The following is a 14157-nucleotide window of genomic DNA, read 5'->3' as shown; positions in this document are numbered from 1 at the left end:
GTATGGACAGCGGATACGACACCCGGGGCGCCGGGATCACCGTGCGGCGGGCGCTGGAGCTGCCCGGGCTGCGTGGCGGGCTGCCGGAGGTCGTGGCGGGCGCCGACCGGCTGGGGCGCACGGTGCGCTGGGTGCACGCCGGTGAGGTGCCCCACATCGCCTCGCTGCTCAAGGGCGGCGAACTGCTGCTGACCACCGGGTACGGATTCGGCACCCGTCCGGCCGACCAGCGGGCGTTCGTGCGCACGCTGGCCGACCGGGACATCGCGGCCCTCGTCGTCGAACTCGGTCCGCGCTTCTCCCGGCTGCCCGCCGCCCTCGTCGACTCGGCGCGGGCTGCGGAACTGCCGCTGGTCCAGCTGCACCGCGAGGTGCCGTTCGTGGCGGTCACCGAGGAGATCCACACCGAGATCGTCAACGGGCACTACGCACTGCTGCAACGCGCGGAGGAGGTGCACCGCCGGTGCACCGAGGCGCTGCTGGGCGGCGGCGGAGTCCCCAGGGTGCTGGAGATCCTCGCCCGGTTCACCGGCAACCCGGTGTTCCTGGAGACGACCGACGGCCGGCTGCTGTACGCGGCCGGCGAGGGACCCGAGGGCGCGGACCCGCTCCAGGTGTGGGAAGGGCTGCGCGACCGGCACCGGGACGACCCGCCGGCCGGTTCGACGCTCGTGGACGTACCCGGCGGCGGCCCCGGCAGCGGTGGCGTACGGGCGCGTCTGGTGCTGCTTCCGGTGCGCAGCGCGCCGGAACCGGTGCACCGTATGGCGGCCGAGCGGGCGGCGGGTCTGCTCGCCGTGGTGCTGATGCAGGCACGTCAGGAGGAGGAGCTGGCGGCGCGGGGGCGCGGGGACTTCCTCACCGACCTCGCCGAGGGCCGCGTCGGCGCGGCGGACGCGCCCGCGCAGGCGCGCGTGCTGGGTTTCAGGCCGGGCTCCGGACCGCTGCTGCCGGTGGTGATGCGGCTCGGCGACGCGCTGTCCCCGCAGGGCGGCGGCTGGGCGGTGCTGGCCCGCGCGGTGGGCGAGGAACTGGCCTCGCTCGGGGTGCCCGTCCTGCTGGGTGTGCGGCCGGTGGAGGGGCGGGTGCCGCTGCTCCTGGGGCTCCGCGCGGAGGCCGAACGGCCGGCGGTCGCGGACCGGGTGGCGGCGGCGCTGCGGGCGGGCGTGGAGCGGGCGGGGATGCTGCGGCCCGGGGGCCGGCCGCCCGTCGTGGTGGTCGGGCCGGCCGGCGGCTGGGCGGCGGCCTCGACGGGTCTGCGGCACGCGGCGGAGACGGCGACGGCGGCGCAGGGGCTGCCGGACCGCCCCTGGTACGACGCCCGGCGGCTGGACATCGACCTGCTGCTGTGGCGGCTGCGCGACCACCCGGACCTGGCGGACTTCGTGGACCGCGCGATCGGTCCGGTACTGGACCACGACCGCCGTTCCAAGCCACCTCTGCTGCCCACCCTGGAGAGCTATCTGGCGCACGCCGGACGCAAGGCGGAGACGGCCCGCGAACTCCATCTGAACCGGCAGACGCTCTACAACAGGCTGGCCCGCATCGGCGAGTTGCTCGCCACCGACCTCGACGACCCGCACACGGTCCTGGCCCTGGGCCTGGCCCTACGGGCCCGACGGCACGTGCCCTGACCGCGACGACCGGCGTCAGATCAGGGGCCGGGGCCGGGTCAACTCGTCGTACACGCTCAGCACCTGGGCGACCGTCTCGTCCTCGGTCGGCCAGGTGGCGGCCTGCCGCACGCCCCGCTCCCCGAGCAGCTCCCGGCGGCCGGGATCCTCCAGCAGCCGTACGACGGCGTCCGCGAGCGCCCGCGCGTTGCCGTACGGGACGAGTTCGGCGGCGTCACCGACGAGTTCGGGGATGCCGCCGACGGCGGTCGCGACGAGCGGCACGCGCGCGTGGAGGGCCTCCTGGGCGAGTGGGGAGCGCGCCTCCCACCGGCTCGGCAGCAGCGCGATGTCGGCGGCGGCCAGCAGATCGGTGATGTCGTCGCGCCGTCCGATGAGCCGGACCGGCAGCGCCTCGTCCTCGATCCGGCGCCGGAGTTCGCCGCGCAGCGACCCCTCCCCGGCGAGCACCACCAGCGGTACGGGGTCGAGGCGCCGCCACGCGCGCGCGGCGTCCAGCAGGACGTCGTAGCCCCGGTGCCGTTCGAGGGAACCGACGGCGATGAGCAACGGGCGGTCGATGGCGCCGAGTTCGGCCCGGACCTTGGACGGCAGCCGGTCGGGGTCGTCCGGCACCGGGGAGGTGCGGGGTCCGGGGAGGGACACGGCGGCCAGCCGGGCGTCCCGCGCGCCGGTGCGGCGCGCCCGGTCGACGAGGGCGGAGGTCGTCCCGAGCACCACGGTGGCCGCCTTGACGACCCGCCGCTCCAGCACGCGCAGGAAGTGGGCGCGCGGGCCGTCGGCGTGCGCCCGGTCGTGCCAGGTGACGACGAGCGGGGTACGCCGTCCGCTCAGAGCCAGCACGGTACGGAAGGAGGCGTGCAGCCCGTGCGCGTGGACCAGGTCGGCGCCCGTGCAGGCGGCCCGGAGCGCGGCCACCGACCCCGGGTCGCTGCTGCGCGGCACGTGCACATGGCCGGCGCCGACGCCGGTGAAGTCGTAGGTGTGATCCGCCTCGACGGGGGCGCACACCGTGACCCGCACGCCCCTCGCGACGAGCCCCGCGGCCAGCGAGCGCACATGGGCGCTGCTGGCGGCGTTGCCACCGCCCAGCACCTGCACGGTGCGCAGCGGTGAGTGGCTGCTCGCGGGGGTCACGTGGCCGGGCTCCTGGTTCGGTTCGTGCGGTCCCGAGGAACGTACGGAAGGATCGGGCGAGTTCCTCGCCGTACTCCGTCAAGGATGCCAGGCCGTACGGCTGTTCCGACAACGCCGACGTCCCGAGCCCGCGCCCGCACAGGACCACATGTCACCCACACGAGTGAAAGAAGCTCACCCACCGCGGCCCCGCGGCTACCCGTCCGCCCTCGCCGTCGCCAGCAGTTCCTCCGCGTGGGCCCGGGCCGCTTCCGAGTCCTCCTGGCCGGCGAGCATGCGGGAGAGCTCTCGGATGCGGTCCTCGCCCTCGAGCACCTTCACGCCGGAGCGGGTGACCGAGCCGTCACTGGTCTTCTCCACCAGCAGTTGCCGGTCGGCGAACGCGGCCACCTGGGGCAGGTGCGTGACGACCACGACCTGTGCCGTCTTCGCCAGCTTCGCCAGCCGCCGGCCGATCTCGACCGCCGCCTTTCCACCGACACCGGCGTCGACCTCGTCGAAGAGGTACGTCGGCACGGGGTCCGTGCCCGCGAACACCACCTCCACGGCCAGCATCACGCGCGACAGCTCACCACCCGAGGCTCCCTTGGCGATGGGCCGGGGCGGTGCCCCGGGGTGCGGGGCGAGCAGCAGCTCCACCTCGTCCACGCCCGACGGCCCGTAGGCCACCGTGCGCCCGCCCACCTCGACGCCCTCCGGATCCTCGGTCTGCCGGATGTCGAACGACACGCGCGCGTGCGGCATGGCGAGCGAGGCCAGCTCGGCGGTGACCGCCGACGCGAACCGCTGTGCCGCCTCCGTCCGCGCGTCCGTCAGCTCCTGCGCCAGGACGCCCAGTTCCGCGCGGAGCGCGTCGCGCTCCGCGGTGAGCTCCCCGATCCGCTCGTCGTCGCCGTCGAGTTCGGTCAGCCGCGCGGCGCCCTGCTCGGCCCATTCCAGCACCGACGCGATGTCCTCGCCGTACTTCCGGGTCAGCCCGGTGAGCGCGGCCCGCCGCTCCTCGACCGCCGCCAGGCGCAGCGGATCGGCGTCCAGGTCGTCGGCGTACCCCGCCAGCTCCCCGGCCACGTCCCGCAGCAGGATGCCGACCTCCCCGATCCGGTCGGTCAGCGCGGCCAGCGCCGGATCGTGCGCCCGTACGGCCTCCAGGGCCCGCTGGGCGCCCGCGACGAGTGTCCCGGCGTCCACGCCCTCGGGATCCTCCGGATTGCCCGCGAGCGCGGCGTGCGCGAGTGCCGCGGCGGATGCCAGCGCCTCGGCGTGCCCGAGCCGCTCGGCCTCCTCCGCCAGCTCCACGTCCTCGCCCGCGCGGGGCTCCACGGCGGCGATCTCCTCCAGCCCGAAGCGCAGCATGTCGGCCTCCTGGGCCCGCTCACGCGCGCGCGTGGTGATCTGTTCCAGCTCCGTGACCACGGCCCGCAGCCGTTTGTACGCCTCCCCGTACTTGCCGAGCGGCACGGCGACCGCGTACCCGGCGTACCGGTCGAGCGCCTGCCGTTGCCGGGACAGCTTCAGCAGCCCCTGCTGGTCGGTCTGCCCGTGCACGGCCACCAGCTCGTCGGCGAGCTCGGCCAGCAGCCCCACGGGCACGCTCCGCCCGCCCAGGTGCGCCCGTGACCGCCCCTCGGCGGAAACGGTCCGGCTGACCAGCAGCGTCCCGTCGTCGAGCTCGGCCCCGGCCTCCTCGGCGCGCACGACGGCCGCGGCGCCCTCGGGCACGGCGATCCGCCCCTCGACGACCGCGTTCTTCGCGCCGATCCGCACCAGGGCCGCATCCGCCCGTCCCCCCAGCAGCAGGCCCAGGCTGGTGACCACCATGGTCTTGCCCGCACCCGTCTCACCGGTGACGGCGGTGAAGCCGGGCGACAGCTCGACAACAGCGTCGTCGATGACCCCGAGCGACCGTATCCGCATCTCCTCAAGCACGCCCCCGACCATACGAGGTTTCGCACGTGGTGTGCGACGCCGCCCCGCCCGTCCGGCGTCACCGCAGGCCGTGACCCGCCGACGGGTTCACTCGTTGAACGGGTGTTCCCCGCTGCAGCGGGGATGGTCCGGTCGTATGCGTTCTGGACGAGTTCCGGATACGTTGCTCCCCGCAGACGCGGGGATTCGGGGGCTCCGCGCCCGACCGTGCCTAGTGCGGCGCCCCGCGCCACCCGGACACGGGCAACGCGAACTTCGCCACCAGCCGGTCAGTGAACGAAGCATGGTGCAACCGGGCCAGCCGCACCGGCACCGCCCCCCGCCGCACCTCCACCCGCGCGCCGACCGGCAGCTCGACGGTCCGCCGCCCGTCGCACCACAGCACCCCCGGCGGGACGTGCGGCAGCATCTCCACCGCCAGCACCGAGTCCGGCGAGGTCACCAGCGGTTTGGCGAACAGCGCGTGCGCCGAGATCGGCACCATCAGCAGCGCCTCGACCTCCGGCCACACCACGGGCCCGCCCGCGGAGAACGCGTACGCCGTCGAACCCGTCGGCGTGGCGCACACGATCCCGTCGCAGCCGAACCCGGTGACCGGCCGACCGTCGATCTCCAGGACGACCTCCAGCATCCGCTCGGCGGACACCTTCTGCACGGCCGCCTCGTTCAGCGCCCAGTCCGTGTGCACAATGTCGCCGTTGCGGTGCACCACGACGTCGACGGTCATCCGCTCCTCGACCTCGTACGCCCTGCTCACCACCCGGTCGACCACCTTGTCCAGGTCGTCCCGCTCGGCCTCGGCGAGGAATCCGACCCGCCCGAGGTTGACGCCCAGCATGGGCACCCCGGAGGCGCGGGCGAACTCGGCGCCGCGCAGCAGCGTGCCGTCACCGCCCAGTACGATCAGCAGCTCGCAGTCGTCCAGGCACTGCGGGGTGGCCTCCTTGACGGTCTCCACGTCGTCCGGGAGCGGCAGGTCGCGGGCCTCGTCCTCCAGGACCCGCACCCCGAGGCCGGAGCGCAACAGGCCCTTGACCACGAGTTCGGCGCTGCGGATGGCCGCGGGCCGCCCGGTGTGGGCCAGCAGGAAAACAGTACGAGCTCGGTTCTGTGTCAACGCGGCCCCTCCGCCACAGCACGGTCAACGTCGGCCGGGTCCAGTTCCGGAGCCCCGGCCCGCAGCCACAGGAAGTATTCGACATTCCCGGAGGGCCCGGGCAGCGGACTCGCCGTCACGCCCTTCGCTCCGAGTCCCAGCTCCCAGGCCTTCTCGGCCACCCCGCGCACGGCCTCGGCGCGCAGCTGCGGGCTGCGGACGACCCCGCCGCTGCCCAGCCGCTCCTTGCCCACCTCGAACTGCGGTTTCACCATCATCACCAGGTCGGCGTCCGGCTGCACGCACCGCTTCAGGGCGGGCAGCACCAGTCCGAGCGGGATGAAGGACAGATCCCCCACGACAAGATCCACAGGCTCCCCATCGATGACCTCGAGCGTCAACTCCCGTACGTTCGTACGGTCCTTGACGGTGACGCGTTCATCGTTGCGCAGAGTCCAGGCGAGTTGTCCGTATCCGACGTCCACGGCGACCACGTGCGCGGCCCCGGCCCGCAGCAGGACGTCGGTGAAGCCACCGGTGGAGGCGCCGGCGTCGAGCGCGCGCCGCCCCTCGACGACCAGCCCCCGCGGCACGAAGGCGTCCAGGGCGCCGGCCAGCTTGTGGCCGCCTCGCGAGACGTAGTCCGGGTCACCCGCGTCCTCGACGACGACGATCGCGGCGGCGGTCTCCACCTGCGTGGCGGGCTTGGTGGCGACCGTCTTGCCGACGCTGACCCGCCCTGCGGCGATCAGCTGGCTGGCGTGCTCACGCGAGCGCGCGAGCTTACGGCGGACCAGCTCCGCGTCGAGACGGCGGCGTGCGACTCCTGCCACGTTCGGTTCAGCTCCTGTGTTCATGTGCCGGAGGGGACGGGTGGCCCGAAGGGCTTCGTTGAGGGGTGGTGGTCGGGTGACGGGCGGGCACCGGGGGTCCCGGGCGGGCGTCGAGCGCGGTGAGCGCGTCGCGCAGCCCCCGGTGCACATCCTCGTACACCTCGACATGGCCGTCCGTGGTGAGGTGGTCGGCGTCGGCCAGCCGCTCCACGTGGGCGTCCACCTCGGGGTGGCCGGTGGGGGTGCGCGGCACGTTCAGGGGCGCGGGGGCGGCGGGTCCGTCCTCGGGCGGCGGCTGCGCGGTGCCCGCCTCCGTGCCCTCCGTCTCCGGCACTGCGTCGTTCATGCCCCGACGCTACCGCGAACGGCTGCGGTACCGTCGTCCGCGATGGCCACGACCGAGGAGTGCCGTGCCGCACTCGACAAGCTTTCGGACAACATGGCGAGCGCCGAGGGGGACGTCCGCACGGCCGCGGCGATGGACCGCTCGGTCAGCTGCCACGTCACCGACCTCGACGTGACCTTCGCCGGCCGGCTCACCGGCGGCCGGATCGAGGTGCGCGACACGTTTCCCGGCCCGCCGCGCGAGAGGGCGCAGATACGGCTCGCGATGACGGGCGACGACCTGGTGGCCCTGGTCGACGGCGAACTGCACTTCGCCAGGGCCTGGGGTTCGGGCCGGGTGCGCCTCGAGGCGGGGCTGCGCGACCTGTTCCGGCTCAGGAAGCTTCTGTAGCGCCCACCTTCTCCTCCGCGCCCTTCGCCCGTGCCGTGCGGGCCGCCGGCACCACCAGCGGGGTGCCCGTCTCGGGATCGTCGATGACCTGGCAGCGCAGTCCGAAGACCTCCTCGACCAGCCCGGCGGTGACGATGTCCTTCGGGGCGCCCTGGGCGATGACCTTCCCCTGGCGCAGTGCGATGAGGTGGGTGGCGTACCGGGCCGCGTGGTTGAGGTCGTGCAGCACGGCGACGAGGGTGCGCCCCTGCTCCTCGTGCAGGTCCGCGCACAGGTCCAGTACGTCGATCTGGTGCTGGATGTCGAGGAACGTGGTCGGCTCGTCGAGGAGCAGCAGCGGGGTCTGCTGGGCCAGCGCCATGGCGATCCACACGCGCTGGCGCTGACCGCCGGAGAGCTCGTCGACATAGCGTTCCGCCAGTTCGGCGACGCCGGTGCGGGCCATCGACTCCTGGACGACGCGCTCGTCCTCGGCGGACCACTGGCGCAGCAGGCCCTGGTGCGGGTAGCGGCCGCGGCCCACCAGGTCGCCGACGGTGATGCCGTCGGGCGCGATGGACGACTGGGGCAGCAGGCCGAGGGTGCGGGCGACCTTCTTGGCGGGCATCGACTGGATGACCTGCCCGTCGAGCAGGACGCGCCCCTCGCTCGGCTTGAGCATCCGGGACAGCGCCCGCAGCAACGTCGACTTGCCGCACGCGTTGGGGCCGACGATCACGGTGAAGGAGTTGTCCGGTATCTCCACCGACAACTGTTCGGCGATGACCCGCTGGTCGTAGGCCAGGGTGACGTTCTCGGCGGACAGTCGGTTCACGGTGCTCCTTCGGTGGTTCGTCCCGCTGCCGGTGGTGCGGCCGGCGCTCATATCCGGCCCGCCTTGCGCTCGGTGACCAGCAGCCACAGCAGATAGACACCGCCGAGCACGCCGGTGACCACGCCCACGGGCAGCTGCTCGGCGCCGAACGCCCGCTGCGACACCCAGTCGGCGGTGACCAGGAGGGCGGCGCCCATGCACAGCGACGCGGCCAGGTTGGGGCCGGGCGAGCGGGTCAGCCGCCGGGCGAGCTGGGGGGCGGTGAGCGCGACGAAGCTGACCGGTCCGGCGGCGGCGGTCGCGGACGCGGTGAGCAGCACGGCCGACAGCATCAGCAGCAGCCGTACGCGCTCCACGCGCACGCCGAGGGCGTACGACACGTCGTCGCCCATCTCCATCATCCGCAGGCCGCGCGAGTTGGCGAGCACGAGCGGTACGAGCACGGCGCACAGGGCGAGCAGCGGCCAGACCTGGTCCCAGTCCCGACCGTCGAGGGAGCCGGTCATCCACACGACCGCGCGGGCCGCGTCGACGATGTCGGACTTGGTGAGCAGATAGCCGTTGACCGCCGTGACGATCGCCGAGACACCGATGCCGACCAGGACCAGGCGGTAGCCGTGCACGCCCCGCTTCCAGGCGAGCGCGTAGATGGCGAACCCGGTCACCAGTCCGCCGGCGAGCGCGCCGAGGGCGACCTGGCCGGCGGACCCGGAGAACAGCACGATCACCGTGAGGGCGCCGGCCGTCGCCCCCTGTCCGAGGCCGAGCACGTCCGGGCTGCCCAGCGGGTTGCGGGAGACGGACTGGAACAGCGCGCCACCGAGCCCGAGGGAGGCGCCGGCGAGCAGTCCGACCAGGACCCGGGGCAGCCGCAGTTCGGTGACGATGAACTCCTGGCCGGAATCGCCCTCGCCGACGAGGGTCCCCAGGACGTCGCCGGCGGGGATCGGGAAGTCGCCGGTGCCGATCAGCACCACGCTCGCGGTGAGCGCCGCGAGCAGGAGCAGGACGACGACGGTGAGGGCGCGCACGTCCAGCCGGACCGAGAGGCCGCCGGGAGTCCGCACCGCGCGGTTGGTCTTCACAGCTGGGCCGTCCTCCGCCGTCGTACGAGAAAGATGAAGACCGGGCCGCCGAGGATCGCGGTGACGATGCCGACCTGGAGTTCGGCGGGCCGGGCCACGATCCGGCCGATCACATCGGCGCCGAGCAGCAGCACGGGCGACAGGACCGCGGCGTACGGCAGGATCCAGCGCAGGTCGGGCCCGGTGAAGGAACGCACGATGTGCGGCACCATGAGGCCGACGAAGACGATCGGCCCGCAGGCGGCGGTCGCGGCCCCGCACAGCACGGTCGCGGCGAGCATGGACAGCGCGCGGGTGCGGTTGAGGTTGGCGCCGAGGGCCTTGGCGGTGTCGTCGCCCATGGCCATGGCGTTGAGCGGCCGGGCGAGCGCCAGCGCCAGGAGGGAGCCGGCGAGCAGGAACGGCAGCACCTGGGTGACGGTCGAGTCGGTTCCCGAGGCCAGCGAACCCACCGTCCAGAAACGCATCCTGCCGAGCGCCGCGTCGTCGAGGATCATGATGGCCTGGAGATAGCCGTACAGCGCCGCGCTGATGGCCGTACCGGCGAGCACCAGCCGCACCGGCGTCGCCCCCCGGCTCCCGCCGAGGAACCACACCAGCGCGCCGACGGACGCCGCGCCGAAGAAGGCGAACCACACGTATCCGGACAGTGAGGTGACGCCGAAGAAGGTGATGGCGGTGACGACGGCGGCGGACGCGCCCGCGTTGAGGCCGAGCAGTCCGGGATCGGCCAGCGGGTTGCGGGTGAGCGCCTGCAGAACCGATCCCGCCAGGCCGAGCGCGGCTCCTACGAGCACTCCGAGGACGGTTCGTGACAGCCTGTCGGCCACGACGACGTCGCCGTAGGTGCCCGTGTCCTCGAACAGGCCGTGCCAGACCTGCTCCAGGGACAGCTCCTTCGCCCCGATCGCGATGCTCACCAGCGCGACGAGCACCAGGATCACGACGGAGACGAGCAGCCCGAGGACGCGTATCGCCCGGCGGTTCGGGGGCGCGGGGGCGGTCTCCGCGCGCTGTTCGGGGGGACTCTCGACCAACACGCAGTTAGGTTAGCCTACCCTCCCAAGCGATCACGATTCCCAGGTCCTGCTTCCCAGCCGGCGCGGGAGGCGCGGGAGACTCACAGCCCCAGTCGTGCCAGTGCCTTCCCTCCGTCCAGCTCGCACACGCCGTCCCCGGCCGCCGTCCACGCCGCCGCGCACAGCGCACGCAACCCGTCCAGCGCGCCACCGTCGCCCTCCAGCTCCAGCTCCCCGGCCCCGGCCGTCGCCGTCCAGCCACCGCACCGGAAACCGTCGCCCGCCCCGACGACCTCCGGCTGCCCGGTGAGCATCCCGCGCAGATCGGCGTCGACATACGTCGGCCGGTGCTGCGGCGGCGCGGCGAGCAGCCGCGCGCCGTCCGTCACACCGGTCAGCACCAGCAGCGAGTCGACCTCACCGTGGAACGCGCCCTCGATGTCCGTGTCCAGCCGGTCCCCCACCACCAACGGCCGCTTCGCGCCCGTCCGCAGGATCGTCTCCCGGTGCATCGGCGGCAGCGGCTTGCCCGCGACCTGCGGCTCGGCGCCCGTGGCGATCCGTACGACCTCCACCGCCGCGCCGTTGCCCGGGGCGATGCCCCGGCCGCTGGGAATCGTCAGATCGGTGTTGGACGCGAACCACGGCAGCCCGCGCGCCACGGCGTACGACGCCTCCGCGAACCTCCCCCACGGCAGCTCGGGCCCGCCGTACCCCTGCACGACCGCCACCGGGTCGTCGTCCGCCGACTCCACCGGCACCAGCCCGCGCTCCCGCAGCGCCACCCGCAGCCCCTCGCCGCCGATCACCAGCACCCGGGCGCCCTGCGGCACCTGCTCACCGACCAGCCGCGCGACCGCCTGCGCGGAGGTGATGACGTCGCCGGCCTCCGCCGGTATCCCCAGCTCGGTCAGATGAGCGGCCACGACGTCCGGGGTCCGCAGGGCGTTGTTGGTCACGTAGGCGAGACGCATACCGCCCTCGCGGGCCGTGGCCAGCGACTCGACCGCGTGGACGATCGCACTCCCGCCCGCGTACACCACACCGTCGAGGTCGAGCAGCGCCGTGTCGTACGCCTCGCTCAGGTCCTGCCCGTTGCCCTCGGGCCTCGTCCTGACGCTCCGGCTCATTCCGCATCGCTCCTCGTTCGACGGCTTTCCCCCGATCATCCCCCATGCCACCGACACCCGTACGATGCCGGGATGAACACTGCAGGTCACTCGACGGCAAAGGCGCCCCGGGGCCTGGAACTCACCCCGTTCCGAGGCCTTCGTTACGACCCCGACCGGGTCGGCAGCCTGGCCGCCGTGACATCCCCGCCGTACGACGTCGTCGTCCGCCCCGACGGCCTGCACCACCTCCAGTCCGCCGACCCGCACAACATCGTCCGGCTGATCCTGCCCGAGGCCGGCACGCCCGAGGCACGCAACGCCCAGGCCGCCGACACGCTGCGCCGCTGGCGCGCGGAGGGGGTCCTGACCGCCGACCCGGAACCCTGCCTGTACGTCTACGAACAGCGCGACGGCGACGGCATGGTGCAGCGCGGCGTCATCGGCGCGCTGCGCGTCTCCGACCCCGACGAGCGGCTGGTCCTGCCGCACGAGGACGTCATGCCGCACATCGTCGCCGACCGCGCGGACCTGATGCGGGCCACCTCCGCCAACCTCGAACCGCTGCTGCTCACCTACCGGGGCGACGGCTCGGCCGGGGTCACGGCCGACGTGATCGAGCGCGCGGCAAAGCGGCCGCCCCTCCTGGCGACCACCACGGAGGACGGTTTCCACCACCGCCTGTGGTCCGTCGCCGAACCCGCCGACCTGACCGCCGTTCAGCGCGAACTCGCCGGTCATCAGGCCCTCATCGCCGACGGCCACCACCGCTGGGCGACCTACCGGCGCCTTCGCGCGGAGCACCCCTCCCCCGGCCCCTGGGACCACGGGCTGGTCCTCCTCGTCGACACGGCCCGCTACCCCCTGCGCGTCCGCGCCATCCACCGCCTGCTGCACGGCCTGCCGGTCGCGGACGCCGTGGCCGCGCTCGACGGTCCGTTCCGCGTCCGGCGTCTCGACGCACCGCTCACCGAGGCCATGAACGCCCTCGCCGAGGCCGCCTCGGCGGGCAATGCCTTCCTCCTCGCCGGGGACGGCGCCTTCCATCTCGTCGACCGCCCGGACCCGGACCTGCTGGCCCGCACGATCCCGAGGGACCGCCCGATGGCCTGGCGCACCCTCGACGCGACGGTCCTGCACGCCACGCTCCTGGACCACGTCTGGCGCGTTCCCGACTCCCCCGCCCACATCGCCTACATCCACGACACGGCGGCCACGGTCCAAAAGGCGGAACGCGACGGCGGAACGGCCGTCCTGATGCACCCGGTGCACGAGGACGTCGTCCGCGACCTCGCCCGCCAGGGCGTCACGATGCCGCGCAAGTCGACGTCGTTCGGCCCGAAGCCGGCCTCGGGCCTGGTCCTGCGCGCACTCGACCTGTGACGAAGGGACGGGCCTCCGCAGAGACCCGCCCCTTCATTCCTGTCCTTCGCCCCGGACGTCAGTCCTTGTCGTCCTCGTTCGCGGTGTCGTCGGCCTCGTCCTCGTCGAGGGCGTCCATGAACTCCACGCCGTCCAGCTCGGCCAGCCGGTCGGAGGCGTCCGTGCTGCCGTCCCGGTCGGCCTCCACGGCCTTGGCGAACCACTCCCGTGCCTCGCCGCTCCGGCCGGCGGCGTGCAGCGCGTCGGCGTAGGCGTAGCGCAGCCGCGCGGTCCACGGCTGGACCGAGCTGGACGCGAGCTCGGAGCTCTGCAGCGTCACGATCGCCGCGTCCAACTGGCCCATGTCACGCCGGGCGCCGGCCGCGACGAGCCGCATCTCGACCTGTCCCGCCTTGTCCAGCTTCTGCACCTCGGGCGCCCCGGCCATGTCCAGTGCCTTCTCCGGCCGGCCGAGCCCACGCTCGCAGTCGGCCATGAGGGGCCACAGCTCCACGGTCCCGGTCATCCGCCGCGCGGCCCGGAACTCGGCGAGCGCCTCGGCGTACTTCTGGTTCGCGTACGCGGCGAACCCGGCGGCCTCCCTTACGGCGGCGACACGCGACGCCAGCCGCAGGGCCACCCTGGAGTAGCCGTACGCGCGCTCGGGGTCCTCGTCGATCAGCCGGGCGACCATCACCAGGTTCTTGGCGACATCCTCCGCGAGCGTCTTGGGCAGGCTCTGCAGCTCCTGCCGTACGTCCTTGTCGATCTCCTCGCCCGTGACGTCCTCGGGGATCGGCAGCCGCTTGATCGGCTCACGGTCGCGGTCGCGGTCCTCACGGAACCGCCCGCCACCGTGCCGGTCGTCCCCACCACGGAACCCACCGGGCCGCCCGCCACGGTCGTCACGCCGAGGCCCACGCCCACGGTCGTCGCGGCCCCGGAAGTCACCGCGGTCGCCGCCGCGGGTGTCCTCACGACGGTAACCACCGCGGTCGCCGCCGCGAGTGTCACCGCGGGTGTCGTCGCGACGGAAGCCGCCACGCTCGCCGCCACGGTCGTCACGGCCACGGAAACCGCCACGCTCGCCACCACGGCTGTCCTCGCGACGGAAACCACCGCGCTCACCACCACGGTCGTCGCGGCCACGGAAGCCACCACGATCGTCACCTCGTCGGTCGTCGCGACGGCCGTAACCCCGGTCGTCGTCCCGGCGGAAGCCACCACGCTCGCCGCTGCGAGTGTCGTCGCGGCGGAAGCTCCCGCGCTCACCGCCACGGTCGTCGCGGCCACGGAAAGCACCGCGCTCGCCACCACGACTGTCGTCACGCCCGCGGTCTCCACCACGGCTGTCGTCACGACGGTCATCCCGCCCACGGTAACCACCGCGAGTGTCGTCCCGACGG

The 14157-nt window shown here is 73.7% G+C and carries 14 protein-coding genes; 4 read left to right on the top strand and 10 right to left on the bottom strand.

All coding sequences use genetic code 11. The features are described from left to right. Positions 1 to 2 precede the first annotated feature (2 nt). Positions 3 to 1634, top strand: coding sequence for a PucR family transcriptional regulator (locus tag ACFXAE_RS31995; RefSeq protein ID WP_384721751.1), 1632 nt, complete (start codon positions 3 to 5; stop codon positions 1632 to 1634). Positions 1635 to 1649: 15 nt separating this feature from the next. On the opposite strand, the gene ACFXAE_RS31990 is transcribed toward ACFXAE_RS31995, so the two are convergent. From ACFXAE_RS31990 to ACFXAE_RS31970, 5 genes are all read right to left on the bottom strand, one after another. Beyond that, positions 1650 to 2771, bottom strand: a complete 1122-nt coding sequence (locus ACFXAE_RS31990; RefSeq protein WP_384721748.1) for a glycosyltransferase family 4 protein — start codon at positions 2769 to 2771, stop codon at positions 1650 to 1652. A gap of 195 nt (positions 2772 to 2966) precedes the next feature. Further along, positions 2967 to 4709 carry a DNA repair protein RecN gene (gene recN / locus ACFXAE_RS31985; RefSeq protein WP_384721746.1) on the bottom strand — a complete coding sequence of 581 codons (1743 nt, stop codon included), beginning with the start codon at positions 4707 to 4709 and terminating at the stop codon, positions 2967 to 2969. A 199-nt stretch (positions 4710 to 4908) separates the two neighbouring features. Beyond that, positions 4909 to 5814: an NAD kinase gene (locus tag ACFXAE_RS31980; RefSeq protein WP_073933519.1), complete on the bottom strand. Its 906-nt coding sequence runs from the start codon at positions 5812 to 5814 to the stop codon at positions 4909 to 4911. Further along, on the bottom strand, positions 5811 to 6626 hold the full coding sequence (locus ACFXAE_RS31975; protein WP_384721742.1) for a TlyA family RNA methyltransferase: 816 nt from the start codon (positions 6624 to 6626) through the stop codon (positions 5811 to 5813). The genes ACFXAE_RS31980 and ACFXAE_RS31975 overlap by 4 nt, the downstream gene beginning before the upstream one ends. Before the next feature lie 7 nt (positions 6627 to 6633). Continuing rightward, the gene (locus ACFXAE_RS31970) at positions 6634 to 6972 is read right to left on the bottom strand and encodes a hypothetical protein (RefSeq protein WP_384721739.1); all 339 of its coding nucleotides are present in this window, start codon (positions 6970 to 6972) and stop codon (positions 6634 to 6636) included. Positions 6973 to 7014: 42 nt separating this feature from the next. Here ACFXAE_RS31970 and ACFXAE_RS31965 point away from each other — a divergent pair, with 42 nt between their 5' ends. Next, positions 7015 to 7362 (top strand): sterol-binding protein, encoded by a 348-nt coding sequence (locus tag ACFXAE_RS31965; RefSeq protein ID WP_384721736.1) that lies wholly within the window; start codon positions 7015 to 7017, stop codon positions 7360 to 7362. Here the strand turns inward: ACFXAE_RS31965 and ACFXAE_RS31960 are convergent. From ACFXAE_RS31960 to ACFXAE_RS31945, 4 genes are all read right to left on the bottom strand, one after another. Beyond that, positions 7346 to 8227 carry an ABC transporter ATP-binding protein gene (locus ACFXAE_RS31960; RefSeq protein WP_384721733.1) on the bottom strand — a complete coding sequence of 294 codons (882 nt, stop codon included), beginning with the start codon at positions 8225 to 8227 and terminating at the stop codon, positions 7346 to 7348. The genes ACFXAE_RS31965 and ACFXAE_RS31960 overlap by 17 nt on opposite strands. Continuing rightward, positions 8224 to 9261: a FecCD family ABC transporter permease gene (locus ACFXAE_RS31955; RefSeq protein WP_384721730.1), complete on the bottom strand. Its 1038-nt coding sequence runs from the start codon at positions 9259 to 9261 to the stop codon at positions 8224 to 8226. Before ACFXAE_RS31955 ends, ACFXAE_RS31960 begins: the two co-directional genes overlap by 4 nt. Then, on the bottom strand, positions 9258 to 10301 hold the full coding sequence (locus tag ACFXAE_RS31950) for a FecCD family ABC transporter permease (protein ID WP_384721727.1): 1044 nt from the start codon (positions 10299 to 10301) through the stop codon (positions 9258 to 9260). Before ACFXAE_RS31950 ends, ACFXAE_RS31955 begins: the two co-directional genes overlap by 4 nt. Before the next feature lie 80 nt (positions 10302 to 10381). Beyond that, positions 10382 to 11410, bottom strand: coding sequence for an HAD hydrolase-like protein (locus tag ACFXAE_RS31945; RefSeq protein ID WP_384721724.1), 1029 nt, complete (start codon positions 11408 to 11410; stop codon positions 10382 to 10384). Between the two features lie 72 nt (positions 11411 to 11482). Here ACFXAE_RS31945 and ACFXAE_RS31940 point away from each other — a divergent pair, with 72 nt between their 5' ends. Beyond that, complete coding sequence (locus tag ACFXAE_RS31940; RefSeq protein WP_384721721.1) at positions 11483 to 12772, top strand: DUF1015 family protein; 1290 nt, start codon at positions 11483 to 11485, stop codon at positions 12770 to 12772. Positions 12773 to 12830: 58 nt separating this feature from the next. Here the strand turns inward: ACFXAE_RS31940 and ACFXAE_RS31935 are convergent, their stop codons facing one another. Continuing rightward, positions 12831 to 13553: a hypothetical protein gene (locus ACFXAE_RS31935; RefSeq protein WP_384721814.1), complete on the bottom strand. Its 723-nt coding sequence runs from the start codon at positions 13551 to 13553 to the stop codon at positions 12831 to 12833. Positions 13554 to 13607: 54 nt separating this feature from the next. Between ACFXAE_RS31935 and ACFXAE_RS31930 the strand changes: the two genes are divergently transcribed. Further along, positions 13608 to 14157 (top strand): hypothetical protein (locus ACFXAE_RS31930; protein ID WP_384721820.1); only part of this gene is annotated, 550 nt, incomplete at its 3' end.

The sequence above is a fragment of the Streptomyces sp. NPDC059454 genome (assembly GCF_042749965.1).
GTDB lineage: Bacteria > Actinomycetota > Actinomycetes > Streptomycetales > Streptomycetaceae > Streptomyces.
This window is presented reverse-complemented; position numbering and strand designations above follow the sequence as displayed.